Source organism: Nonomuraea sp. NPDC003727, assembly GCF_053586935.1.
Genome location: NZ_JBSFNE010000009.1, coordinates 409,887 through 429,720, shown reverse-complemented (window position 1 = coordinate 429,720; position 19,834 = coordinate 409,887). Strand labels below are relative to the sequence as shown.

The 19,834-nt window shown below is 72.6% G+C and carries 25 protein-coding genes; 6 read left to right on the top strand and 19 right to left on the bottom strand.

Going from position 1 to position 19,834, the window contains the following annotated elements; all coding sequences use genetic code 11:
* Positions 1 to 10: 10 nt before the first annotated feature.
* Complete coding sequence (locus ACWDLG_RS24960) at positions 11 to 355, bottom strand: STAS domain-containing protein (RefSeq protein ID WP_449923843.1); 345 nt, start codon at positions 353 to 355, stop codon at positions 11 to 13.
* A gap of 41 nt (positions 356 to 396) precedes the next feature.
* Complete coding sequence (locus ACWDLG_RS24955) at positions 397 to 549, bottom strand: hypothetical protein (protein WP_449923840.1); 153 nt, start codon at positions 547 to 549, stop codon at positions 397 to 399.
* 231 nt (positions 550 to 780) lie between these two features.
* Here ACWDLG_RS24955 and ACWDLG_RS24950 point away from each other — a divergent pair, with 231 nt between their 5' ends.
* Positions 781 to 1,155, top strand: a complete 375-nt coding sequence (locus tag ACWDLG_RS24950) for a hypothetical protein (RefSeq protein WP_449923837.1) — start codon at positions 781 to 783, stop codon at positions 1,153 to 1,155.
* Positions 1,156 to 1,164: 9 nt separating this feature from the next.
* Here the strand turns inward: ACWDLG_RS24950 and ACWDLG_RS24945 are convergent, their stop codons facing one another.
* From ACWDLG_RS24945 to ACWDLG_RS24915, 7 genes are all read right to left on the bottom strand, one after another.
* Positions 1,165 to 1,602: a pyridoxamine 5'-phosphate oxidase family protein gene (locus ACWDLG_RS24945; protein ID WP_449923835.1), complete on the bottom strand. Its 438-nt coding sequence runs from the start codon at positions 1,600 to 1,602 to the stop codon at positions 1,165 to 1,167.
* A gap of 100 nt (positions 1,603 to 1,702) precedes the next feature.
* Positions 1,703 to 2,350, bottom strand: coding sequence for a helix-turn-helix domain-containing protein (locus ACWDLG_RS24940; protein ID WP_449923833.1), 648 nt, complete (start codon positions 2,348 to 2,350; stop codon positions 1,703 to 1,705).
* Positions 2,351 to 2,551: 201 nt separating this feature from the next.
* Positions 2,552 to 2,845: an HAD family hydrolase gene (locus tag ACWDLG_RS24935; protein ID WP_449923830.1), complete on the bottom strand. Its 294-nt coding sequence runs from the start codon at positions 2,843 to 2,845 to the stop codon at positions 2,552 to 2,554.
* Positions 2,846 to 2,996: 151 nt separating this feature from the next.
* Positions 2,997 to 3,704, bottom strand: coding sequence for a hypothetical protein (locus ACWDLG_RS24930; RefSeq protein WP_449923828.1), 708 nt, complete (start codon positions 3,702 to 3,704; stop codon positions 2,997 to 2,999).
* Positions 3,705 to 3,848: 144 nt separating this feature from the next.
* A complete protein-coding gene (locus ACWDLG_RS24925; RefSeq protein WP_449923825.1) occupies positions 3,849 to 4,700 on the bottom strand; it encodes a universal stress protein in 852 nt (283 codons plus the stop codon).
* Positions 4,701 to 4,798: 98 nt separating this feature from the next.
* A complete protein-coding gene (locus tag ACWDLG_RS24920; protein ID WP_354917549.1) occupies positions 4,799 to 6,019 on the bottom strand; it encodes an MFS transporter in 1,221 nt (406 codons plus the stop codon).
* Positions 6,016 to 7,350 (bottom strand): rhodanese-like domain-containing protein, encoded by a 1,335-nt coding sequence (locus ACWDLG_RS24915; RefSeq protein ID WP_449923821.1) that lies wholly within the window; start codon positions 7,348 to 7,350, stop codon positions 6,016 to 6,018. Before ACWDLG_RS24915 ends, ACWDLG_RS24920 begins: the two co-directional genes overlap by 4 nt.
* Before the next feature lie 59 nt (positions 7,351 to 7,409).
* Between ACWDLG_RS24915 and ACWDLG_RS24910 the strand changes: the two genes are divergently transcribed.
* The 3 genes from ACWDLG_RS24910 (at position 7,410) to ACWDLG_RS24900 (ending at position 9,612) form a co-directional block, all read left to right on the top strand.
* Positions 7,410 to 8,069 (top strand): ArsR/SmtB family transcription factor, encoded by a 660-nt coding sequence (locus ACWDLG_RS24910; protein WP_449923818.1) that lies wholly within the window; start codon positions 7,410 to 7,412, stop codon positions 8,067 to 8,069.
* A 200-nt stretch (positions 8,070 to 8,269) separates the two neighbouring features.
* On the top strand, positions 8,270 to 8,905 hold the full coding sequence (locus ACWDLG_RS24905) for a TetR/AcrR family transcriptional regulator (RefSeq protein ID WP_449923814.1): 636 nt from the start codon (positions 8,270 to 8,272) through the stop codon (positions 8,903 to 8,905).
* Between the two features lie 98 nt (positions 8,906 to 9,003).
* Positions 9,004 to 9,612, top strand: a complete 609-nt coding sequence (locus tag ACWDLG_RS24900; protein WP_449923811.1) for a DUF1707 SHOCT-like domain-containing protein — start codon at positions 9,004 to 9,006, stop codon at positions 9,610 to 9,612.
* Between the two features lie 342 nt (positions 9,613 to 9,954).
* On the opposite strand, the gene ACWDLG_RS24895 is transcribed toward ACWDLG_RS24900, so the two are convergent.
* Complete coding sequence (locus ACWDLG_RS24895; protein ID WP_449923808.1) at positions 9,955 to 11,238, bottom strand: MFS transporter; 1,284 nt, start codon at positions 11,236 to 11,238, stop codon at positions 9,955 to 9,957.
* A 265-nt stretch (positions 11,239 to 11,503) separates the two neighbouring features.
* On the opposite strand from ACWDLG_RS24895, the gene ACWDLG_RS24890 reads away from it, so the two are divergent.
* The gene (locus tag ACWDLG_RS24890; protein WP_449923805.1) at positions 11,504 to 12,028 is read left to right on the top strand and encodes a pyridoxamine 5'-phosphate oxidase family protein; all 525 of its coding nucleotides are present in this window, start codon (positions 11,504 to 11,506) and stop codon (positions 12,026 to 12,028) included.
* 122 nt (positions 12,029 to 12,150) lie between these two features.
* Here the strand turns inward: ACWDLG_RS24890 and ACWDLG_RS24885 are convergent, their stop codons facing one another.
* From ACWDLG_RS24885 to ACWDLG_RS24850, 8 genes are all read right to left on the bottom strand, one after another.
* Positions 12,151 to 12,750, bottom strand: coding sequence for a TetR/AcrR family transcriptional regulator (locus ACWDLG_RS24885; RefSeq protein ID WP_449923802.1), 600 nt, complete (start codon positions 12,748 to 12,750; stop codon positions 12,151 to 12,153).
* Positions 12,747 to 13,538 (bottom strand): SDR family NAD(P)-dependent oxidoreductase, encoded by a 792-nt coding sequence (locus ACWDLG_RS24880; RefSeq protein ID WP_354917573.1) that lies wholly within the window; start codon positions 13,536 to 13,538, stop codon positions 12,747 to 12,749. Before ACWDLG_RS24880 ends, ACWDLG_RS24885 begins: the two co-directional genes overlap by 4 nt.
* 64 nt (positions 13,539 to 13,602) lie before the next feature.
* Positions 13,603 to 15,369 (bottom strand): alpha/beta fold hydrolase, encoded by a 1,767-nt coding sequence (locus ACWDLG_RS24875; protein ID WP_449923798.1) that lies wholly within the window; start codon positions 15,367 to 15,369, stop codon positions 13,603 to 13,605.
* A 116-nt stretch (positions 15,370 to 15,485) separates the two neighbouring features.
* Positions 15,486 to 15,647 carry a hypothetical protein gene (locus ACWDLG_RS24870; protein ID WP_449923795.1) on the bottom strand — a complete coding sequence of 54 codons (162 nt, stop codon included), beginning with the start codon at positions 15,645 to 15,647 and terminating at the stop codon, positions 15,486 to 15,488.
* A 6-nt stretch (positions 15,648 to 15,653) separates the two neighbouring features.
* Positions 15,654 to 15,776 (bottom strand): hypothetical protein, encoded by a 123-nt coding sequence (locus tag ACWDLG_RS24865; RefSeq protein WP_449923792.1) that lies wholly within the window; start codon positions 15,774 to 15,776, stop codon positions 15,654 to 15,656.
* 72 nt (positions 15,777 to 15,848) lie between these two features.
* The gene (locus ACWDLG_RS24860) at positions 15,849 to 16,361 is read right to left on the bottom strand and encodes a GNAT family N-acetyltransferase (RefSeq protein ID WP_449923789.1); all 513 of its coding nucleotides are present in this window, start codon (positions 16,359 to 16,361) and stop codon (positions 15,849 to 15,851) included.
* A gap of 59 nt (positions 16,362 to 16,420) precedes the next feature.
* Positions 16,421 to 17,500: a ribosome small subunit-dependent GTPase A gene (rsgA, locus tag ACWDLG_RS24855; RefSeq protein ID WP_449923786.1), complete on the bottom strand. Its 1,080-nt coding sequence runs from the start codon at positions 17,498 to 17,500 to the stop codon at positions 16,421 to 16,423.
* A 414-nt stretch (positions 17,501 to 17,914) separates the two neighbouring features.
* The gene (locus ACWDLG_RS24850; RefSeq protein WP_449923783.1) at positions 17,915 to 18,658 is read right to left on the bottom strand and encodes a hemerythrin domain-containing protein; all 744 of its coding nucleotides are present in this window, start codon (positions 18,656 to 18,658) and stop codon (positions 17,915 to 17,917) included.
* Positions 18,659 to 18,859: 201 nt separating this feature from the next.
* On the opposite strand from ACWDLG_RS24850, the gene ACWDLG_RS24845 reads away from it, so the two are divergent.
* Positions 18,860 to 19,195: a hypothetical protein gene (locus ACWDLG_RS24845; RefSeq protein ID WP_449923780.1), complete on the top strand. Its 336-nt coding sequence runs from the start codon at positions 18,860 to 18,862 to the stop codon at positions 19,193 to 19,195.
* A 78-nt stretch (positions 19,196 to 19,273) separates the two neighbouring features.
* Here the strand turns inward: ACWDLG_RS24845 and ACWDLG_RS24840 are convergent, their stop codons facing one another.
* Complete coding sequence (locus ACWDLG_RS24840) at positions 19,274 to 19,648, bottom strand: class I SAM-dependent methyltransferase (protein WP_449923777.1); 375 nt, start codon at positions 19,646 to 19,648, stop codon at positions 19,274 to 19,276.
* Between the last annotated feature and the right edge of the window lie 186 nt (positions 19,649 to 19,834).

Genomic DNA, 19,834 nt, shown 5'->3' with positions numbered 1-19,834 from the left:
CGCAGGCCGGTCACCCGGTGTCGAAGCGCCGGTCGAGACCGGTGATCCGGATGATCCGCGCGACGTGGCCGGGAACGTTGGCCAGTCGCAGGCGGCCACCCACGCCGCGCGCCCGGTCATCGCCGCGGATCAGCGCGGTCAGCCCGCTGGCGTCCAGGAAGGTGACGTCGTGCAGATCGAGGACGACGTCGGGACGTGACCGGCTCAGCACGTCGGCCAGCAGGCCCTCCAGCCGGCCCGCCGTGGCGATGTCCACCTCGCCACGGCAGGTGACCGTCGTGCTCCCGCCGTCAGGCCGGTACGACAGCTCGAACGGGGCGTGCCGCCGGTGCTGCCCGGCGGGGTCGGTCCTCATCTGAGTCCTCGGCGGCGTGCGCTCGTGGGACGCCGGCCACATCAGGAACCGGTCAGGTTCCGCTGGAGGGCGGCGGTTTCCAGCTCACGTCTGAGCGTCTCCACCTGCTCCTCCAGCGTTCTCACGCGTCTTCTCAGGGCGGCCAGCTCCGCTTCGAACGGGCTGGCGGCGTAGGTGCCGATCGATCGTGCCATGGCGTGGTGGCCTCTCGGGTGCGTGTCGGGCGTCACAGGGTTTTCCTGCCCCCCTCGTTCAAGCGTGCTGGCTCGGTGACATGAACGGCAGGGCCGAAAGTCCCTCGACGTCCGCCGGCCGACCTGTCGGGAGGGTTCGCGCAGGTGCCGGTGGTGCGGGTTCGGAGGGAAGAGGTCTTATGGCCCTACCGCCTCCGGCCTCGCCCTGAGAATGTCGTTGCGGAGCGGGAGGTGGGCAAGAGCATGGGGCTGACCTGGAAAGACGCCGGAGCCACAGCGCTGGCCGGGGCGAACGTGGCCGTCTACGCCGCCTTTCTCTGCGGGGCGCAGGTGCCCGTGGTCCGCACCGTGGGCGGGGCCGCCGCGACGATCGTGCTGGTGGGCCTGGTCGGGGGTTGCGCGCTGGGCAGGGCCGACCGCGACGCCAGGCCCCGCTCGCCCGCCACGCTGTTCTACACGGTCCTGGCCCGCGTGCTGGGAGTCGTCGCGCTCGTGTCGACCGCCATGGTGCTGGTCACCGCCAGCGAGCTGGCCCTCGCGGCGCTCTTCGCCGCCACCATGGCGCTGTGGCTCGGCGCCAGGGTGCGCAACGCGATGGCCCCGTAGCCCCGGCTGTCACGGGTGGGCGTTCGCCGCGCCCGCCGGCTCCGCGATGATCCTGCGCCCCGACACCTGTTCGATGCGGACCACGATGAAGTGGCTCCTGTCGCCCGGCGTCCAGGGGCGGAGCGGCAGCCGCGAAAGCCGAGCCCGCTCGTCGTCGTCCTGTACGGCCCGCGCCCGCCCCACCGCGGTGACCGACCAGCCGGTGTGCGTGTCGCTGTCGAACTCGTCGGCCTCGAATGCCACCACGGCCTGCCTGGTGGCCGCCGCCAGCTTCGACCCGAGGTTGGTCCTGATCACGATGGAGGCGTCGTCGAGGTAGAAGTTGACCGGCTGCACCGCCGGCAGCGCGTGGTCGGTGAAGACGATGCGCCCGATGTCGGCCGACGCCAGCAGCTCGAGACACTCCTCCGTGGAGAGGACTTGAAGGCCGGAGTCGTCTGTCTGCATGACATCCAGCCTGGCCGCTGGGGCGCCGGCCGGTGCAGAGGCGAAAGTCCCGACCTTCCGGGCGTCACGGGCATTCAGCCGTCCGTGGGGCCGAGGCCGTTCAGAGCGCGTGGATGCGCCGCCCGGTGATCTGCGCCGGGACGACGCGGATGTAGAGCTCCCGCTCGCCGCCGGCCCACGGCGTCACGTCGACCTGCGGGACCTGGTCGGGGCTGAGGTGGTGGGCGGCTCCCTGGATGAGCACGCTCCATCCCTCGCGCCTGGCCTCGTCGATCCTGTCCACCTCGAAGCCGATCTTGATGTCCACCCCTTCGAGCCCGGTGCGGAGGTCCTCGTCCATCGGCCCGCCGTACCGGGTTCTGAAGATCACCGAGTCGTCCACGAACTGGTAGTTCACCGGCAGCACGGTGGGCCCGCGCAGCCCGCTGAAGGCGACGCGGCCGATGCCGCCCGGCGCGATGAGCCGCTTGCACTCCTCCTCGTCCAGGACCTCCACCGTCGGACGGGCCGTCGCCGGGCCCTTCCCCGGCGGGCGGTCCGTGCCGCCGCCGAGCAGCTCGTCCACGCTGGTCCCGAGGGCTTCGGCCAGGCGGATGAGCGTCTCCCTCGTGGGTGTGCCTGCGGACTCCTCCAGGTAGCGGAGGTAGCCGGCCGTCAGCATCGTCCGGTCGGCGAGCTGTTCGTAGCTGAGCCCGAGGCGTTCGCGGTGGTGTGCGATGCGGCGTCCGAGGTCGCTTCCCGCGGTCATGGCCACTCCTTGTCGGAAGGTGAAGGTACGGCGTGCGCCACGAAGAAGGCACGTGGCCGTCGGCCCCGGCTCCCCGTGGCGGCCCGGTCGATCAGGCGAGCACCCCGGGCGGGCACCACGGCGCTCGAGTCGAGCCGTGGCCGGTCCGCTCCACGTCGTGGTGGCTGGTCCGCGGGATCAGCTCCGGCTTCGCCTCATAGCCTAACCCGCGGGGTTGAACAGCGGTTCCTCGGCCGGGACCGGTGGCCGAGGGCGTGCCCCGGCCGCGCGCGGTGCCGCGGCCTGCGCCGCGGGCACGTGGAGGAGTTTCGCCGCCCGCAGGAACATGGCGGGATCCGGCTTGCCGGGCAGCGCGAACCTGGCGAGGTCCTCGCCGTCGACCACCACGTCGAACAGGTGCATCAGACCCGCGGACGTGACCACGGCCCTGCCGTGCCGGCTCGCGGAGACGACGGCGGTGAGGCAGCCGCGCCGCCGCAGCTCCCGCAGAAGCACGGCGGAAGGGCGCGGAACGTCCGCGCAGGAAGCCGTCGAAGACGTGCTTCCACGCCGCCGCGTGCAGGCGCGCGGTGTCGGTGACGACCCCGTCGGTGTCGAAGACGGCAGCGCGGATCCTGGTGAGGTCGATGACGGCCATGGCACGACGCTACGTGCGCGCCGGCGGTCCGCACACGGGCGTTGGACCCGTCGCGAGGGAACCTCCGGCCCTGTCGCCGCCGGCGGCACGGTGTTCCGATCGGCCCGCGCGCCTGCTGATCAGCAGGAGCTGCCCGGACGTCGTCACCAGGTCCGCCGCCTTGGCCCGGAGGCCGGACAGCCACCCGGTCGCGCCCGCCGCCGTCCGCAGGGACGTGCGGGCGATCAGCCTGGTACGGCCGTCGCCGAGGTCGCGCAGCACGGCCGAGCGGATGACCGTGGTGCCGCCGGTGTCACGGGTGAGCACCAGCGCCCGCCCCGGCTCGACCCGGGCCACGGTGCAGCCGATCCGCGCCAGCCGTCCGGGCACCGTCACGCCGACCTCCGGCTCGGGGAAGGAATCGGCCGCGAACCCGGTCACCGGCATCAGCCCCGGCTCGGGCCGGGCGCCCGCCGTGAACCCGGTCACCCGCGCCGGTTCCCGCTCGGGCCGGGCGCTCGCCGCGAACCCGGTCACCCGCAGCAGCTCAGGCCACACCGCCTTCGGCGGCGCCTGCAGCGTCACGGCCCTGGTGGCGCGCGGCGCGGCCGTACCCAGGTCGTCGCCGGGCATCGGCGCGTACTCCTCGACGATGGTGGCTCCCCAGCGCCGCAGCCACGGACGGGCCGCGAGCACGGCGGCCGCCGCGGCGGCGAGCAGGATCGTCCTGACCTTCATGTCCGCCTCTCCTTCAGTACCGAACCCCGACAGGCCCGGCCGGACCCGCCGCCCGCGCGACCCGTCGGGCCCGTCCCGGCGCACCGGTTCCCGATCGCCCACAGGTCCGCACGGCCCGAGGCCGGAAGCCCCGAGCGGCCCCGGTCACCGCGTTTGACGGATGACCGCCAGCGGCCCCGGGGCGTGATGCAGCATGGCGTGGCTGACCGAGCCGAGCGCCATTCCCGCCAGCCCGCCACGTCCACGCGATCCGACCACCAGCAGATCGGCGGCTCGCGCCGCCGCCCGCAGCGCGTCCACCGGGTGGCCCTGCACGATCTCCTCGATCACCTTGACGTCCGGGTAGCGCTCGCACCAGCCCGCCAGCGCCTCCTTGAGCTGCCTGAACTCGTGCTGCTCGGTCTCGCGCCAGTCGCCCGGCACGGGCTGGATGCCGCCGCCGGTCTCGTACCGGTTCCAGACGTGGACGGCGCGCAGATCGGCCTGGCGCAGCGCCGCCTCCGCGAAGGCGAACTCCAGCACGTGTCCGGACTGCGCGGTGCCGTCGATGCCGACGACGATCTCCCCGTTGGTCACGGCGGGAGACTCCCGCACCACCACGACATCGCAGGAGGCGTGGCCCGCGACGCCGTACGCGACCGAGCCGACCAGCAGCCCGCGCACGGCGCTCAGCCCGTGGTTGCCCACCACGAGCAGCTCCGCCTGCGCGCCCTCACGGATCAGCGCTTCCCGCGGGTCGCCCGGCAGGATCGCCGTCTCCACCGTCAGCGTCGGCTCCAGCCGGCGTGCCCGGTCGGCACCCGCCTCCAGCACCGCCTCGGCGCCCTGGCGCATCCACTGGGCGATCTCCGAGTAGCGGCCATGGTCGGTCTCGCACGCCCATGCGTAGATGGCGTGCGCCACGCGCAGCGGCACACCGCGCAGCGCGGCCTCCCGCGCCGCCCAGGCCACGGCCTCCAGACCGGCGCGCGAACCATCGACACCGACCACGATCATGACGACTCCCTGACACGTCTGTCCGTAAGATGACCTTCTCCATGAGACGGCCCGGCGGCGGTCACGCGGTAGTGCCAAAGGTCCTCACTCTGGGCGTCTCACCGTGGCAGGGTCTCCCGCATGCGCACCGCCACCACCACGCCGGAGGCGGCCGTGATGGCGGCGATCACCCAGACGGCCGCGCGGACGCCGTACAGGTCGGCGAGCACCCCGGCGAGCAGGGCGCCCACGGCGAAGCCCCCGTCCCGCCACAGCCGGTAGACGCCCACGGACCTGGCGCGCCACGAGGGATGGGCGACATCGCCCACCGCGGCGAGCAGGGTGGGGTACACCATCGCGGTGCCCGCGCCGATCAACGCGACGGCGAGCAGCCATCCGGTGAAGTCGTTCACCGAGGCGACGATGCCCAGCGCCAGCGCCTGAACGAGCATGCCGGCGGTGATGAGGTGCTTACGGCCGACGCGGTCGGACAGCGCGCCCGTGAGCATCTGCCCGGCGCCCCAGACGGCCGGCAGCACGGCGGTGAGCACGCCGATCTGCGACAGGCCGAGACCGCCCGCGGCGAACAGCAGGGGGAACAGCCCCCAGGCCAGGCCGTCGTTGAGGTTGTTCACCAGACCTGCCTGGCTGGCGGCCGACAGGGACGGGTCCTTGAAGCTCGTCGTGAGGAAGATCTGCCACGTTCGCATCTCATGGCCGTGGGCGTGGCTCGCCTCGAGACGCGCGTGCCCATGCGTCTCCTTCACCAGAAGGGCGGACAGGCCGAGGCCGAGGGCCGCGTAGGCGAGCCCGAGCAGGAAGGGCGCCGGGCGCAGGCCGTACCGCTCGGCGAGGTAGCCGGTGACGAGCGCGGTGAGGGCGACCGCGACATAGCCGGCCGCCTCGTTCAGCCCCATGGCCAGGCCGCGACGCCGCGGGCCGACGAGATCGATCTTCATGATCACTGTCGTCGACCAGGTCAGCCCCTGGTTGACGCCGAGCAGCACGTTGGCGGCGACGACCCACTCCCACGCGGGCGCCCAGATCAGCAGGAGCGGGACGGGCAGCCCGATCAGCCAGCCCGCGACCAGGACGGGCTTCCTGCCGAAGCGATCAGAGAGCGTGCCGGCGAAGAAGTTGCTCGCCGCCTTCGTGGTGCCGAAGGCGACGATGTAGGTGAGGATCGCGGTGTACGCCTGGACGGCGAACGCCTGCTCGGCCAGCAACGGCAGGACCGTCCGCTCCTGCCCGAGCATGCCGCCGACCAGCGCGTTCACGGCCACCAGCAGGACGAACTGGGCGAGGTTGGCGCGCAGCCCGAGCCGGGTCGTCCCGCTCATCGATCGCGCTCCAGGGGCAGGCGGGTGATCCGCGCCCAGTCGTCCGCTCCGCCCGAAAGGATCGCCACGTGCCGATGCCCGGTACGGCGCAGCAGGCTCGCCGCCGTCGCCGCCCGCTCACCGTGGCCGCACATGACCACCAGCGGCTCGTCGCCGATGTCGGCGCCGGACAGCGCGCCGAGCTCCACATGGCGGGCGCCGGGAAGGTGCCCGTCGCGGAACTCGGCGGCCTGGCGCACGTCCAGGACCTGGCTGTCACCGACCTGGTCGGCGCCGACGACGTCGATCGTGTCGGCCGCGCCGCGCGGGGCGTCGACGACCTCGCCCATCAGGTTCTCGTGGCCGATCTTCAAGGACTGCCAGACGATCTCCTCCGGGTCCTGTTCGGGACCGCGCACGACGACGAACGGCTGGGCGGCGGGCACGATCCAGCCGAGCCAGGTGGCGAACTGCGCGCGCAACGGGATCGAGACCGATCCCTCGAGGTGGCCCCGGGCGAAGTCCAGGACGGGGCGCACGTCGACGACCATGGCCTTGGCGCCGAGCGCCGTGCCGAGGTCGATCGGGCGCAGCGACGGGCGCGAGGTGATGATGCCGGGGCCGCGCCGGTTGATCTCCGGCAGCCGGGAGAAATAGGCCGGATAGCTGCCCAGCCCCTCGACGAGCCGACGCGCGAAGACCTCCGGATCCGCGATCCGCAGCAAGGGGTTGGCGCGCTTCTCGTCGCCGATCGTGGAGGTGCGCTCGGCGCGGGGAGGCGCCGAGCAGTACGAGCCCGCGCCGTGCGTCGGCCACACGGCGGCCTCGTCGGGCAGCCGGCTCAGCCGTTGCAGGGAGGCGTGCTGGGCCCGGGTCAGCGCCTCGGTCTGATCGGGTGAGACGAGGTCCGTCCGCGCGGCGGAGCCGACGATCAGCGACCCCCCGGTGAACACGCCCAGCGGCGCGTTGCCGTCCAGGAGAAGGAAGGACAGATGCTCCGCCGTGTGGCCCGGCGTCGCCAGGGTGCGCAGCGTCAAGCCGCCCAGGTCGACCTCGTCCCCGTCGCGCAGTGGCCTGTGCGGGAAGTCCCGCCGGCCGGCGGCGGAGGCGAGCACCGTCGCCCCGGCGTCGTGGGCCAGCTGGAGCGAGCCGGACAGGTAGTCGGCGTGCAGATGGGTGTCGGCCGCGAACGCGACGGTCAGGCCGAGCCGGCCGGCGGTACGGTGCACGGCCCGCAGGTCCCTGGGTACGTCCACGGTCAGGGCGCGCCCGTCGCCCAGGTCCACCAGGTACGCGGTGTTGCCGAGCCCTTCGTCGACGAGCGGGATCACCTGCGATGGTGAGAAGCCCATGATGTTTCCTCCCTGGGTCTCACTGCTACAATATTCCAAAACTATTTGGAGGACTTTGGATGGGTGACCGGGCACGCAAGTCCCAGCTCTACGAGCAGTTCGCCCGCCTGGGCAAAGCCTTGGCGAACCCGCTGCGTCTCGAGCTGATCGACGTGCTGGCGCAGGGGGAGCGAAGCGTCGAGGACCTGGCCACGGCGTGCGGCCTCAAGCTCAGCAACACCTCCGCGCAGCTCAAGGTGCTCTACTCGACCGGCCTGCTGAAGACCAGGCGGGCAGGCACCCGCGTCTTCTACCGGCTCTCCGACGACTCGGTCCACGCCTTCGTCGAGACGATGAAGGTCCTGGCGGCCTCCTCGCTGGCCGACGTCGAGCGCGCCGCGCGCGAGTACCTGGGAGATGATCGGGACCTGGAGCCGGTGAGCCGTCCGCGGCTGGCCGAGATGCTGGAGACGGGCGAGGTCGTCGTCATCGACGTCCGCCCGGAGGCCGAGTTCGCGGCGGGACACATCCCGGGCGCGCTGTCGATCCCGCACGACCAGATCGCCACCCGGCTGTCCGAGCTGCCGCGGGAGAAGACGATCGTGGCCTACTGCCGAGGACGCTTCTGCGTGATGGCCCCTGACGCGGTGCGCCGGCTTCGCGGGTTCGGGTACGACGCCAGGACGCTCGAGGACGGCCTGCCCGAATGGCGGAACGCCGGGCTGCCGGTGGCCTCCTGAGCGGGACCGCGACCGCCGCGAGACGCGTGTCCGGCTCGACGCCGGCCCGGGCCCGGGTGGGCCGCTGTTCGAGGAGGATCCGCTGAGCCGGGCCGCCGGCCGGTTCGGGCGCCCGTCCTCGCCTCGTGCCCGCGCGCCGCAGGCGCAGCCGGGTGCGTCGGCCGGTCGGGCTGTCGGACGCCGGCCAATAGGGTGGGGGTGTGAAGCCCAGACGGCGCAGGAGAGCCCCCGAGGAAGCGCGTGCGGAACTGCTGGCGGCGGCCGCCGGGCTGATCGAGGAGCGGGGCCCCGACAACGTCAGGCTGAGACAGGTCGCCGAGGCCGCCGGGGTGGCCCATGGGCTGGTGACCCACTACTTCGGCACCTACGCCGCGCTCGTCCGCGAGGTGCTGATGGCCGAGGAGGCGCGCATCCAGCAGCGGATACACGAGCGCATCCGAGCCGAAGAAGGAGTGCCCACCGCGGCGGGGATCATGGGCGTGCTCTTCGACACCCTGGCGGACGAGCGTTACCTGCGGTTGTTCGTCTGGGCCGAGATGCACGCCGACTACCAGGGGGCCGTACGGCCGGACCTGCGACAGCTCATCGACGCGATCGAGGCGGGCATCCGCTCCGCGCTGGCCGGACGGCCGGCGCCGAGCCGGGCGCGCGTCGAGGCGGTGGCGCTGATGGGCGTGTCCGCGGCCTACGGCTTCGCGATCGGCAAGCGATCGTGGCTGGCCGGCATGGGGCACGACCCGGACGACCCGGCGCACGAGAGTGAGTTCCGGGCCCAGCTCACCGCGATGCTGGCGGCGCACATGGTCGAGGAGTCGGGGCTCGAGCCCGCCGGCTGACCCGGCCGGTCCGCCTTATTCTCCAGTTGGCTAATAAGATGCCCTCAGCCGCCCCGAACCGGGCAGTGCCCTCGCGTGGGTCGAGGTGCGGATCGGACATGACAGGACTGAAGATGACGGAGCATCCCGGGCGCACGGAGGACCAGCAGGTGCGGGCCTCCGACCACGAGCGCGACCGCGCCGCCGACCGCGTGCGGGTGGCCGCCGCCGAGGGCCGGATCGACCTGGCCGAGCTGGACCAGCGGCTCACCCAGGTCTACACGGCCAAGACCCACGCCGAGCTCGAACGCGTGAGCCGCGATCTGCCCGAACCCGGCCGCACCGACCTGCTCGTGGTGGACCAGCAGCCCACCTCCCGCGTCGCGCTGGGCGTGTTCGGCGGGTTCGAGCACGAGGGGCAGTGGGTGGTCCCGCGCACCTTCTCCGTGTTGTCGATGTTCGGCGGCGGCGTGATCGACCTGACCGAGGCCGTCTTCACCGCCCACGAGACCCGGATCAACGCCCTGGCCCTGTGGGGCGGCACCGAGATCGTCATCCCCGACGACATCGAGGTCAGGGTCAGGGGTTTCGGCCTGTTCGGCCTGTTCGGCAAGCGCGGTACCCGGCGCGGCAAGCCGGGCGCGCCGCGCATCGTGATCAGCGGCCTCGCCCTGTTCGGCGCCATCGTCACCAGGACCAAGGCCGCGGGCAAAGCCCCGCGATCGTGACCCGCGGGGCGTCCGGCCTGACGACCGCTCGCATCACCAGGACCAAGGCCGTGGGCAAAGCCCCGCGATCGTGACCCGCGGGGCGTCCGGCCTGGCGACCGCTCGCATCGCCGGCGGGTCCTTCGCCCGCCGGCGGCCGCCGCGACGAAAGCCGCGCCAACGCTCAGGTCGTCCATCCGCGCGACGAGAGAAGAGATCTCCAGGGTTCGGCGGGTGTGCCGCGACGGCCTGGACCGGCCGGCCCGGCCGCTGGGTACCCGAAACCGAACCACGCCGGGCCGGCCGGCGACACGGCGACACGGCGACACGGCGGCACCCGGACCGCACCGGGCGGACCTCGGATCACGCATGGCTGACGCCGTAGGCGCGATCGTCGGAGATGTCGATCTTGGAGCGGTCGGGCAGGGCCAGGGTGGCGGCGAGGCCGATGACCGCACCGATGATCATGAAAATGGAGATCGCCTGCCAGCCGTAGTCATGCAGCAGCCAGGTGGCGATCAGCGGTGCCGGGCCGCCCGCGATGATCGAGGCGAGCTGGTAGCCCAGCCCGGCTCCGCCGTAGCGCAGTCCGGTGGGGAAGCTCTCGGCGATCAGGGAGGCCTGCGGGCCGTACTCCATGGAGTGCTGGAGCTGCACGATCATGACCGTCAGCAGGATCACCGTCGCGTTGGCGGTGTTGAGCAGCGCGTAGTAGGGGAAGGCGATCACCGCCAGCAGGATGGCGCCGAGCGCGTAGACGCGCCGGCGGCCGACGCGGTCGCTGAGATGCCCGAAGTACGGGATGGCGACGAGCTCGACGGCCGCCGCGCAGGTGACAGCGGCGAACGCGAACGTCTTGCTCATCCCGATCTGCTCGGCGGTGATGTAGGTGATGACGAACGTCGTGTAGAGGTAGAACGGCATCTGCTCCGAAACCCGCAGCAGCGCGCTCAGGATGACCTCCTTCGGGTGCCTCTTGAGCACCTCGACGACGGGCAGCTTGGCGACCTGCCGCTTCTCGAGCAGCTGGGCGAAGATCGGAGTCTCCAGAACCCGCAGCCGCACCCACAGGCCCACGGCGACCAGCACCAGGCTGAGCAGGAACGGCACGCGCCAGCCCCAGTCCTTGAAGGCGGGACCCGCGGCGGCCGCGAACAGCGACATCGCCCCGGTGCCGAGGATGAGGCCGATGGGCACGCCGATCTGCGGCCAGCTGGCCATCAGGCCACGCCTGCGCTGGTTGCCCCACTCCATCGACAACAGCACCGAGCCGCTCCATTCGCCGCCGACCGCGATACCCTGCAGGATGCGGAGCACGACGAGCAGGATGGGTGCGATCACCCCGATGCTGTTGGTGCCGGGCAGCACCCCGATCAGCGCGCTGGACACGCCCATCATGACCAGGGTGATGATCAGCGTGGCCTTGCGGCCGATCCGGTCACCCCAGTGTCCGAAGATCGCGGCACCGACCGGCCTGGCGACGAAACCCACCGCGTAGGTGGCGAAGGCGGACAGGGTACCGGCGTAGGGGGTGGACTTCGGGAAGAAGACGTCGGCGAAGACCGTCGCCGCGGCCGTGCCGTACAGGAAGAAGTCGTACCATTCGATGGCGGTGCCCACGACGCTGGCCGTGGCCGCCTTTCTCACCTGGGAACGGTGTTCCGTGGCGGGCAATCCGCTGCTCTGCGTCACCGTCGCCTCCTCACCCCGTTTCCGCGAGGAGTACCCCCTCTCACCATGGCAAACATGGTGTTTCAACGGGTGCGAGGGAACGAACTCGCGCCGGCCGTACGGTGGACGAGCGGGCATGTCATGGTGGGACCAGTGCGACGGATGAGTTCCGGTCGCGCGGTAGTCCAAGAGGAAACGCGGTAGTCCAAGAGGAAGGCCGCGATGAACCTGGAGGGACGAGATGACCCACCGCGAGCCCATCGAGACCGCCAACCTCGACCGCTACGGCGACAAGCCGCTGCCCTGGAGCAGGGCCCGCGAGCGCCTCGAGGCCGACCTGCCCAAGATGGGTACCCCGGCGTTCCTCGCGACGACCAGGCCCGAAGGCCGCCCCCACTCTGCCGGGATCGGCGCCCTGTGGCTCGACGAGGACATCTACTTCACCAGCGGACCCGGCACCCGCAAGTCGCGCAATCTGGCGGCCAACCCGGCCTGCACGATCTCCGTCCGGCTCGAGGGGCTCGACCTGGTCCTCGACGGTGAGGCGGCCAGGGTCACCGACAGCGCGACGCTGGAAAAGGTCGCCGGCGGCTACCGCGCGGGCGGGTGGCCCGCCGAAGTGGAGGGCGAGGCGTTGACCGCTCCCTACAGCGCGCCGAGCGCGGGGCCGCCGCCCTGGTACGTCTACCGTTTCGCGGTCGAGACCGCCATCGGGGTCGCCACCGCCGAGCCTCACGGCGCGACCCGTTGGCGCTTCCACCGCTGAACCCCGCCGAACCCCGCGGAACTCCGCTGAACCCAGCTGAATCCCGCTGAATCCCGCTGAATCCCGCTGAGCCTCGCTGAACCCCGCGACGACACCGGCCGAGGTGACGATCTGGACGGCCGTCAGCGCCGACTGGTGTCGCTCCCGGCGCACAGCGACGCCCAGATCCGGTCGGGCAGCAGCCGGGCCGACTCGGCCAGGTCGATCTCCGGGGCGCCGGCCAGCCACCGCCTGGTCACCTCGGCCACCGGCCCGATCAGGAGCATCTCCACCTGCGCCATCGGCAGGCTCGCGACCGTGCCCGCGTCCATGTGGGGGCGTATCCAGGCGACCAGCCTGTTCAGGCGCGCCGCCTTGCCTGCCGCGATCCGCTCGGCGTGCGGGCCGAGGTCGATCGCGTACGGCGCGGCGTGGATGAAGCGGGCCTTGTCGGGGTGGCCGGCGGTGAACCCCAGGTAGGCCAGCACCGCCTGCCGTACACCGTCGCGGGCGCTCGCGGACTGCTCGACGGCGGCGATCAGGGTGTCGAGGAGGTCGTCCATGCACCGGCTGTACAGCGCCGCCGCCAGCCCCTCCAGGCTGCCGAAGTGGTGGTAGAGGCTGCCCATGCTCACGCCGCTGCGCGTGGTCACGGCCCGCAGGGTGAAGTCGCCGGGGTGGACCTCGAGCGCCGTGTCGAGCAGCCGCCGGACCGTCTCCTCGCTGCGCCTGTGCCTGGTCACCCCGCCGACGTTAGCGCCTCGGCCTCCTTCCACAGACCTTCGGCCAGCTCGCCGTCCCGCGCCGGACCCTGCAGCGGGATCTCCTCGGTCAGGTTGAAGTAGCGGCCGGTGCCGCTCTCGCGCGCCAGCCGTACGACGGGGGCGGCGCCCTCCTCTGGCGTGGCCCACCGGCGTTTGGCGAGCTTGAGCAGCCATCCGAGGGGTCCGTGCCGGTCGCCGAGACCGGTACGGATCACGCCGGGATGCACGGCGTCGATCGTGATGCCGGACTCGCGCCAGCGCTCGGCGAACAGCGGCAGCATCAGCACGTTGCACAGCTTGGTGTCGGCGTAGGTGCGGATCGGGTGGAAGCCGGCGCCCACGGAGGTGCGGCCAACCTCGGCCTTGCCCTTGACGTAGAGTCCCGCGCTGACCTGGACCACGCGGCCGAGCCTGTCCTCGAGCAGGTGGTTGAGCAGGAACGGGGCCAGGTGGTTGACCGCGAACGACTCCTCCAGGCCGTCGCCGGTCAGCGTGCGACGGCTGGGCCACAGCCCGGCGTTGTGCACGAGCACGTCGACGCGCGGGCATCGGGCGCGCAGTTCCTCGGCCAGCGACCGCACGGACGCGACCGTCGTGAGGTCGCCGGACACGCACTCCACATCGCCCCTGATGCCCGCCGCGGCCTGCGCGCCGCGCTCCGGATCCCTGGCGACCAGCAGCACCTTGAACCCGTCGGCCGCCAGCCGCTCGCACACCGCGTACCCGATGCCCCGGTTGCCGCCGGTCACCACCACTGTGGACGTCATGCCAGAGCATTTTTCTGGAGAAATGCTCTAATTTCAAGGCGTGAGGCCACTCCGACCCGGCTTCTCAGGAGAGGGAGGTGAACGGCCGACCGTCCACGGAGCCGCTGATCGCCGTCCGCTCGGTGGCCTGGAAAGGCTTCCACGACAGTTTCACCGCCCGCCCGTCCACGGTCAGGTCGGCGCTCACGGTCTCGCCCAGCGTCAGCGTGCCGCTCACGGCGACGTCGGCGGTGTAACGCACCTGGTCGAGGCGGATGACGCGGCCGTCGCCGGCGAACGTGACACGGCCGCCGCGCAGCCCCGCCTGCTCGGTGAGACCGGCGTGGAGGAAGGACAGCGGGTTGCGGCGTGACAGGACGTCGGCCGCGGTGGCGTAGCCGACGGCGGCCGGCCGCCGGTCCCGCGCCGGGAGGGTGCGGGCGGGCATGGGCTTCACGTCCGCGCCGGACAGCGGGAAGGACCCGATCGCGGTGTAGTTCGCCAGGTCGCACCCGGTGACGGCCGGCGCTCGGCCGGGGTCGGACAGGAAGGCGCGCAGGACGGTACGGGCGCAGCCCTCGCTCCAGGCCATGCTGTGCGCGCCGTAGCGGACGGGCAGCAGGGTGCCGCGCGGGAAGCGCCTGATCACCGGGGAGACCTCGGCGGGACCGTGCGTGTCGAAGTCGCCGGCGACCGCCAGCGCGGGGACGGCGGGGAAGGCGGCGGCCGGTGGCACGGGCGGCTCGTCGCGCGGGGTGGGCCAGTCGACGCACAGGTGGGCGGGCGTCATGCCCCCGAGCTCGGCCAGCGTGAACGGGTAGGTCGGCCGCTCGCCGGCGTGGTAGGCGGCCAGCTGCGCGGCCCGCCGCGCCGCGCCGGCCGTCCGGTCGAAGGCGAAGGCGCCGTCGTTGCAGAGATAGGCGACGTAGCCGGCCCACTCGGCTCCCGCGGTCGGCGGCATGGGCATCGCCCTGACGACCTCGGCCAGCCGGTGCAGGGGCGCCCGATCGCCGCGCAGGTAGGAGACGGTCGCGGCGGCCAGCTCGCGTCCGACGGTCGCCTCCTGCGGCGACCGGCTCAAGGCGACGAGGGCACGCATGGGAAGCTCGGGGTCGGGGTGCGCGCGGACCCGCTTCACCAGGCGGGCGAACGTCCGGCCGGCCTCGCCGGGCAGCCGCGCGCACGCGGACGACGACCGGCACACCAGGTCCAGGTTGTCCAGGCGGAACCTGATCGGCCAGGTCGCGCGGCCCGCCGGGGACGGGGTGACGACGCTGTCGAGGAACACCGCGGCCGTGCGGTCGGGGAAGCGGGCGGCGTAGGCCTGGGCGAACAGCGTGCCGTAGGAGTTTCCGTAGAAGCTCACCTTCGGCACGCCGAGCGCCTGCCGTACGGCGTCGAGGTCCGACACGGCCTGGTCGGTGGCGAAGTACTGCGCGCGCGGGCCGAGCTGGGCCGCGCACGACGCGACGGTGGACGGCCGGGCGAGGTCGAGCCCCTGGCACCGCAGCGGGCTGGATCTGCCCTGCCCGCGCGGCTCGACCGCCAGGAGGTTGTGGTCGCGCAGCACCGGACCGAGCGTCTCCTCGATGATCGGTAACGCTGGCAGAGCGGGCAGCGGGCCGCCGGGGTCGGCGAGGACGGTGCCCTTGGCCCGCGCGGCCGGAAGCCAGGCGAACGCCACCCGGATCCGCTCGCCTCCCGGGTCGCTCCAGTTCAGCGGGACGGAGATCTCGCCCTCGCATCGGGTGCTCGCGGCGGCGCACGGATGCAGGTCAGGCGGGGCGGCCGGGGGTGGGGCGGCCGGGGGCGGTGCGGGCCACAGCAGCGCGGCGGCAAGAAGGATTCTCACCCCTCCAGGCTGCGCCCGCGGACGCCGGGCGACCTCCTGCGCCCGCACGATCAGCGGCTGGGAGCACGCTCCTACGACCGGCCCGCACCGGTGGGGAGCCGCGCCGCGCGCCCAGATCAGCCGGCGTCGTCCAGGCTGGGGACGGGCGCCCCTGACGGGACGCCGGCCGCGACATATCCGTCGTAGTAGACCTTCCAGGGCGGTGTCATGCCCGTGTGCGCGCCCTCGTGGCGCCCGCCCCGGGCCGCGGCCGTCCAGCATCCGGTGGCTTCGGTCATGGTGGCTCAGTCCTTCGCGGGGTCGGCGTGCCGCGGGCCGGCCGTCGCGTCGAGGCGGCTGCCCAGGGCGTCGAGGCCGGAGTTCCACAGCTTCCGGTACGGCTCGAGCCACGCGTCGAGCGCGGACACCCGTCAAGGCATATAGACGGTGCCACCCCGCGCACGGGCCCAGGGCAGGGCACGTGCGCGGGGCGATCATGATCAGACCCCGAACGCGGCCGGATACCTGATGGTGCCGGCCGGCACGGGCCGGGCGGCGTCGAGGACGAGCGCCATCATGTACCGGTCCTCGACGTCGAAGGGCGGGCGGATGCCGTACCGGGAGGCCGGGACGAAACCGAAGCGCGGGTAGTACTCGGCGTGGCCGAGCACGAGCACGAGGCTCTCACCCTGCTCGCGGGCGGCCTGCAGGGCCGCGCGGATGGCCGCGGACCCGGCGCCCCGCCGCTGGTGTTCCGGCCGTACGGCGCACGGGCCCAGGGTGAGCGCGGGGGCGTCGCCGACGTGGCAGCGGGTGAGCAGCGCGAACGCGGCGACGTCGCCGCCGGGCTCCTCCGCCACCCACGACAGGCCGGGAATCCAGGCCCCCTGGTCGGCGCGCAGCGCCTCGACCAGGTCGGCCTCCTGCGGGGTGGGGAAGGCGGCGAGGTTGACCTCGCGGATCGGGCCGAGGTCGGCGCCGGTCTCGGAGCGGGTGAACCAGGTGATGGTCATGGCGGTGGTATCCGTTTCGGTGTGAGTCGGGGGAAGCGGCGGGACGATGCCGTCGCCGTTCACAGCTGCTGGTCCCTGAACTTGTAGGTCGCGCGCAGATGGCTGGTGATGGCCTTCTGCCGGTTGACGCGGTCGCCGCGGAGCCTCGCGTCGGTGCGCGCGGCCTCCCAGGCGGCCTCCCGTTGCAGCTTGCGGTAGCCGTCCAGGCGGCGCTCGGCCAGCTCGCCCGCCCGGATGGCGGCCTGTACGGCGCAGCCTGGCTCGGTGTCGTGGGCGCAGTCGCCGAAGCGGCAGGACTCGGCGAGCCGTTCGATCTCGGCGAAGACCTGCTCGAGGCCGTCGGCCGCGTCATGGAGGCTCACCGCGCGCAGGCCCGGGGTGTCGATGAGCACGCCGCCAGCCCGAAGGGGGACCAGCTCGCGGCGGACGGTGGTGTGGCGGCCCTTGCCGTCCTGCGCGCGCACCGCGCCGGTGGCCAGCAGTTCCTCGCCCAGCAGGGCGTTGCCGATGCTGGACTTGCCGACCCCGGAGGGCCCGAGCAGCACCGTGGTGCCCTCGCCCAGCAGCGCGGCCAGGACATCCATCCCCTGGCCGGTGGCCACGCTGGTCACCACGATGTCCACGCCGGGCGCGAGCGAGCGGACCTCGCTCTCCACGGCGGCGGCGTCCGCGGCGAGATCGGCCTTGGTCAGGGCGATCACCGGCCGGGCGCCGCCGGCCCAGCCCAGAGCGAGGAACCGCTCCAGGCGGGCGGCGTTCAACGGGGCGGCCAGGGAGACCGCGACGACGACGGTGTCGACGTTGGCGGCCAGCACCTGCCCGTGGGAGGAACGGGCCGCCGACGCGCGCACGACCGAACTGCGCCGCGCAAGCAGCGCCACCAGTTCGGGATCCCGGTCGGGGCGCAGCGCGGCCCAGTCGCCGGTGCACGGCGCGTCCACGGGATCTGCGGACCTGGACGCCGGGATCGTGGCTCGGACCAGGCCGTGCTCGGCGATCGCGTCGCACGAGCCGCGATGCACGCGCAGGATCCGCGCGGGAACCAGGCCTGCCTCGCGGTGGCCGGCGAAGGCATCGTCGAGCGCTCGCGTCCAGCCGTACCGGGACAGGGTGGATGAGTTCGAGAAAGAAGAAGTCAACGTGAGACACCTTGCGGGAAGGGACCCCGGCGCGACTCAGGTGTCACCCGCCTGAACGAGCCGGACGGCTCACGGCAGGAGGGCAGGAATGGGTCAGACCGGGGCCCGGGACGTGAGGATTGTCCGGGCGCTGCGCAGCGCAGCGGTCTTCACCGCGGTCATCAAACCTCACCTCCCCTTCATCCGGTACCTGACATCAGTGATCGACACCTTAGCACGCGCGCGCGGACCCGGCACGCCGGCGGAACGGGCGCGTGGCCGACCTGGCGGGCATCCTCCGCCCCGCCGCGCCGACAACGGATCCGTTCCGGGCACCGGCCGGCCACCAGGCCGCGGGGAGACACCCGATCGGCGTCATCCGGTCGGCGGCGGCGGTCCTGGGGCAGTCCTGATCGAACGGGCCGTCGTGAGCTGTCAGATCCGCGACGGCCGGGGCGGGCCCTCCGCCCGCGTGCCGAAGACGCGGCGTTCGAGGGCGTTGAAGGCGCGCCGGCGCAGCACCGCCGGGATGAGCTGGGTGCTCACGGCGCCGGCCGTCTGGTGGAGGTGGCGTCGCTCCTGCGCCGTCGCGAAGCGTTCGGCCCAGGAGGAGATCCAGTTGAGCCGGCGCCGGCTGATGCCCTCCCGCCAGCGATTGCCCGGGATCCGGTAGTCGGCCACGGAGACGTAGGTCGCGATGACCGGCAGGATGTCCTGCTCCTTGTGCAGCGTGTGCTCCTCGATCCGGTCGCCGAGCACCCTGAGGACCGAGGCGAGCGGCGCCACACCCGCGGCGGGGGAGTGCGCGAACCTCGCCGCGGCCGCCCGCGCCTCCTCCAGCAGCGGGGCCAGCGCCACCTGGTGGGCGAGGTACGGCTCCAGGCTGATGGCCCCGCCCGCGGACGTGGCGACGACCGGCCACAGGCTGCCGGACTCGTAGTCGTGGAACCGGGCGATCTCCTCGGTGAGGATCGCGATGTACTCGTGGATCGCGACAGCCCGCTCCGCCGGGATCGCCGCTCTGCCGTCCTTCAGTTCCGTGACGAGATCGGTGAGCCTGTGCAGATCCTCGCGCATGGCGCGATAGACGACCCGCAGGCCCGTGAGGTCAGGACGAGGATCACCCGTACGGCGACGACCGGCGATGCTGATGCGATCCATTCCTGGCGTCGTTGTCATGGGTGAGCCTCCATTCGTCTTCGGTCGTGCTTCGCAGGCGCCGAAGGGGGCGGCCGTGGCCGCCTGGGTTGCGGTTCGGTGCAGGCGCCGGGCAGCGGTAGATTCAGCGGAACCACTGACATCGGCGCGGATACGCCAGGCATGGGCGAGGCGCATAGCACGCGTTACGGATATGTGATATTTCAGTGGGGAGGGCCTGGCATGTCAAGCAGGCAATCAAGATCTTTGCAAAGAAACTTAACAGTGCCTGCTTGGCGGCCGTGCTCGGCCACGGGCCGCATCGCCGCGGGCATCGAGCCCGTCACCGGCGCGAGCGTCCAGCTCGTCACCGGCGCGGGCAATGCGCCCGTCACCTGCGCGGGCGTCCAGCTCGTCACTGCGCGGGCATCCAGCCCGTCACCGGCGTGGGCGGGTGCTTCCGAGCACGTGGCAGACGCGGCGGAAGGTGAAGCGGTCCAGCCGCTCGATGACGAAACCTGCCCCGTCGACGGTGCTCACGGTGTCGCGGGCGGGATGGCAGCCACCGGCCGCGCGTGACCAGAGGGGCGTGGCCAGGCCCTCGGCGAACGCCAGGATCGGGCTGGCCGACCGCTGGTGCTCGTAGAAGCGCAGCTGTCAGCCCGGGCGCAGCACCCGCCTGATCTCCGCGAGGGTTCGCTCCGGACGGGACGCGCAGCACAGGACCAGCGAGCAGACGACGCTGTCGCAGGAGGCGTCGGGGACGGGCAGCCGGTCCAGGTCACCGTCCAGGATGAGCACCGGTACGGGGGCCGCCGTCCGGGCCGCCGCGGCGCGGAGGAAGGCGTCCGGCTCCACCAGGATGATCTCGTCGACGCTCGGCGGGTAGCCGGCCAGCTTCACCCCGTCGCCCGCCCCGATCTCGAGCACGGTTCCGCTCAGCCCGGTCATCAAGAACTGCCGTTCCGGCGTCGGCCGGAGCTGGTCGTGGTAGCCGGTGCAGACCGGCCGGGGGTGGTGGAACTGCTCCATTCCGCGTCCCAGCGATGCCCGCGTATCCGGGGGTCGGCTGCGCTCGGGGTTCCGCACCGTCACGGTCTCCTCCTGGTGTGGGATCACTCCCACTATCCGGCGCGGCGCGGATGGCGGGTGCCGCCGCTACGGGATGTTGACGGACGATCCGCGAATCCCTACGCGTGCCTGACGGGGCGCCGCCCG

Bases quoted from the DNA above. Each gene is read 5' to 3' on its own strand.
- ACWDLG_RS24930 (WP_449923828.1), bottom strand. From the start codon at position 3,704: ATGAAGGTCAGGACGATCCTGCTCGCCGCCGCGGCGGCCGCCGTGCTC.
- ACWDLG_RS24945 (WP_449923835.1), bottom strand. From the start codon at position 1,602: ATGCAGACAGACGACTCCGGCCTTCAAGTCCTCTCCACGGAGGAGTGT.
- ACWDLG_RS24890 (WP_449923805.1), top strand. From the start codon at position 11,504: ATGACCCACCGCGAGCCCATCGAGACCGCCAACCTCGACCGCTACGGC.
- ACWDLG_RS24850 (WP_449923783.1), bottom strand. From the start codon at position 18,658: ATGACAACGACGCCAGGAATGGATCGCATCAGCATCGCCGGTCGTCGC.
- ACWDLG_RS24900 (WP_449923811.1), top strand. From the start codon at position 9,004: ATGACAGGACTGAAGATGACGGAGCATCCCGGGCGCACGGAGGACCAG.
- ACWDLG_RS24910 (WP_449923818.1), top strand. From the start codon at position 7,410: ATGGGTGACCGGGCACGCAAGTCCCAGCTCTACGAGCAGTTCGCCCGC.
- ACWDLG_RS24845 (WP_449923780.1), top strand. From the start codon at position 18,860: ATGTCAAGCAGGCAATCAAGATCTTTGCAAAGAAACTTAACAGTGCCT.
- ACWDLG_RS24940 (WP_449923833.1), bottom strand. From the start codon at position 2,350: ATGACCGCGGGAAGCGACCTCGGACGCCGCATCGCACACCACCGCGAA.
- ACWDLG_RS24880 (WP_354917573.1), bottom strand. From the start codon at position 13,538: ATGACGTCCACAGTGGTGGTGACCGGCGGCAACCGGGGCATCGGGTAC.
- ACWDLG_RS24870 (WP_449923795.1), bottom strand. From the start codon at position 15,647: ATGACCGAAGCCACCGGATGCTGGACGGCCGCGGCCCGGGGCGGGCGC.
- ACWDLG_RS24960 (WP_449923843.1), bottom strand. From the start codon at position 355: ATGAGGACCGACCCCGCCGGGCAGCACCGGCGGCACGCCCCGTTCGAG.
- ACWDLG_RS24840 (WP_449923777.1), bottom strand. From the start codon at position 19,648: ATGGAGCAGTTCCACCACCCCCGGCCGGTCTGCACCGGCTACCACGAC.
- ACWDLG_RS24915 (WP_449923821.1), bottom strand. From the start codon at position 7,350: ATGGGCTTCTCACCATCGCAGGTGATCCCGCTCGTCGACGAAGGGCTC.
- ACWDLG_RS24920 (WP_354917549.1), bottom strand. From the start codon at position 6,019: ATGAGCGGGACGACCCGGCTCGGGCTGCGCGCCAACCTCGCCCAGTTC.
- ACWDLG_RS24955 (WP_449923840.1), bottom strand. From the start codon at position 549: ATGGCACGATCGATCGGCACCTACGCCGCCAGCCCGTTCGAAGCGGAG.
- ACWDLG_RS24860 (WP_449923789.1), bottom strand. From the start codon at position 16,361: ATGACCATCACCTGGTTCACCCGCTCCGAGACCGGCGCCGACCTCGGC.
- ACWDLG_RS24925 (WP_449923825.1), bottom strand. From the start codon at position 4,700: ATGATCGTGGTCGGTGTCGATGGTTCGCGCGCCGGTCTGGAGGCCGTG.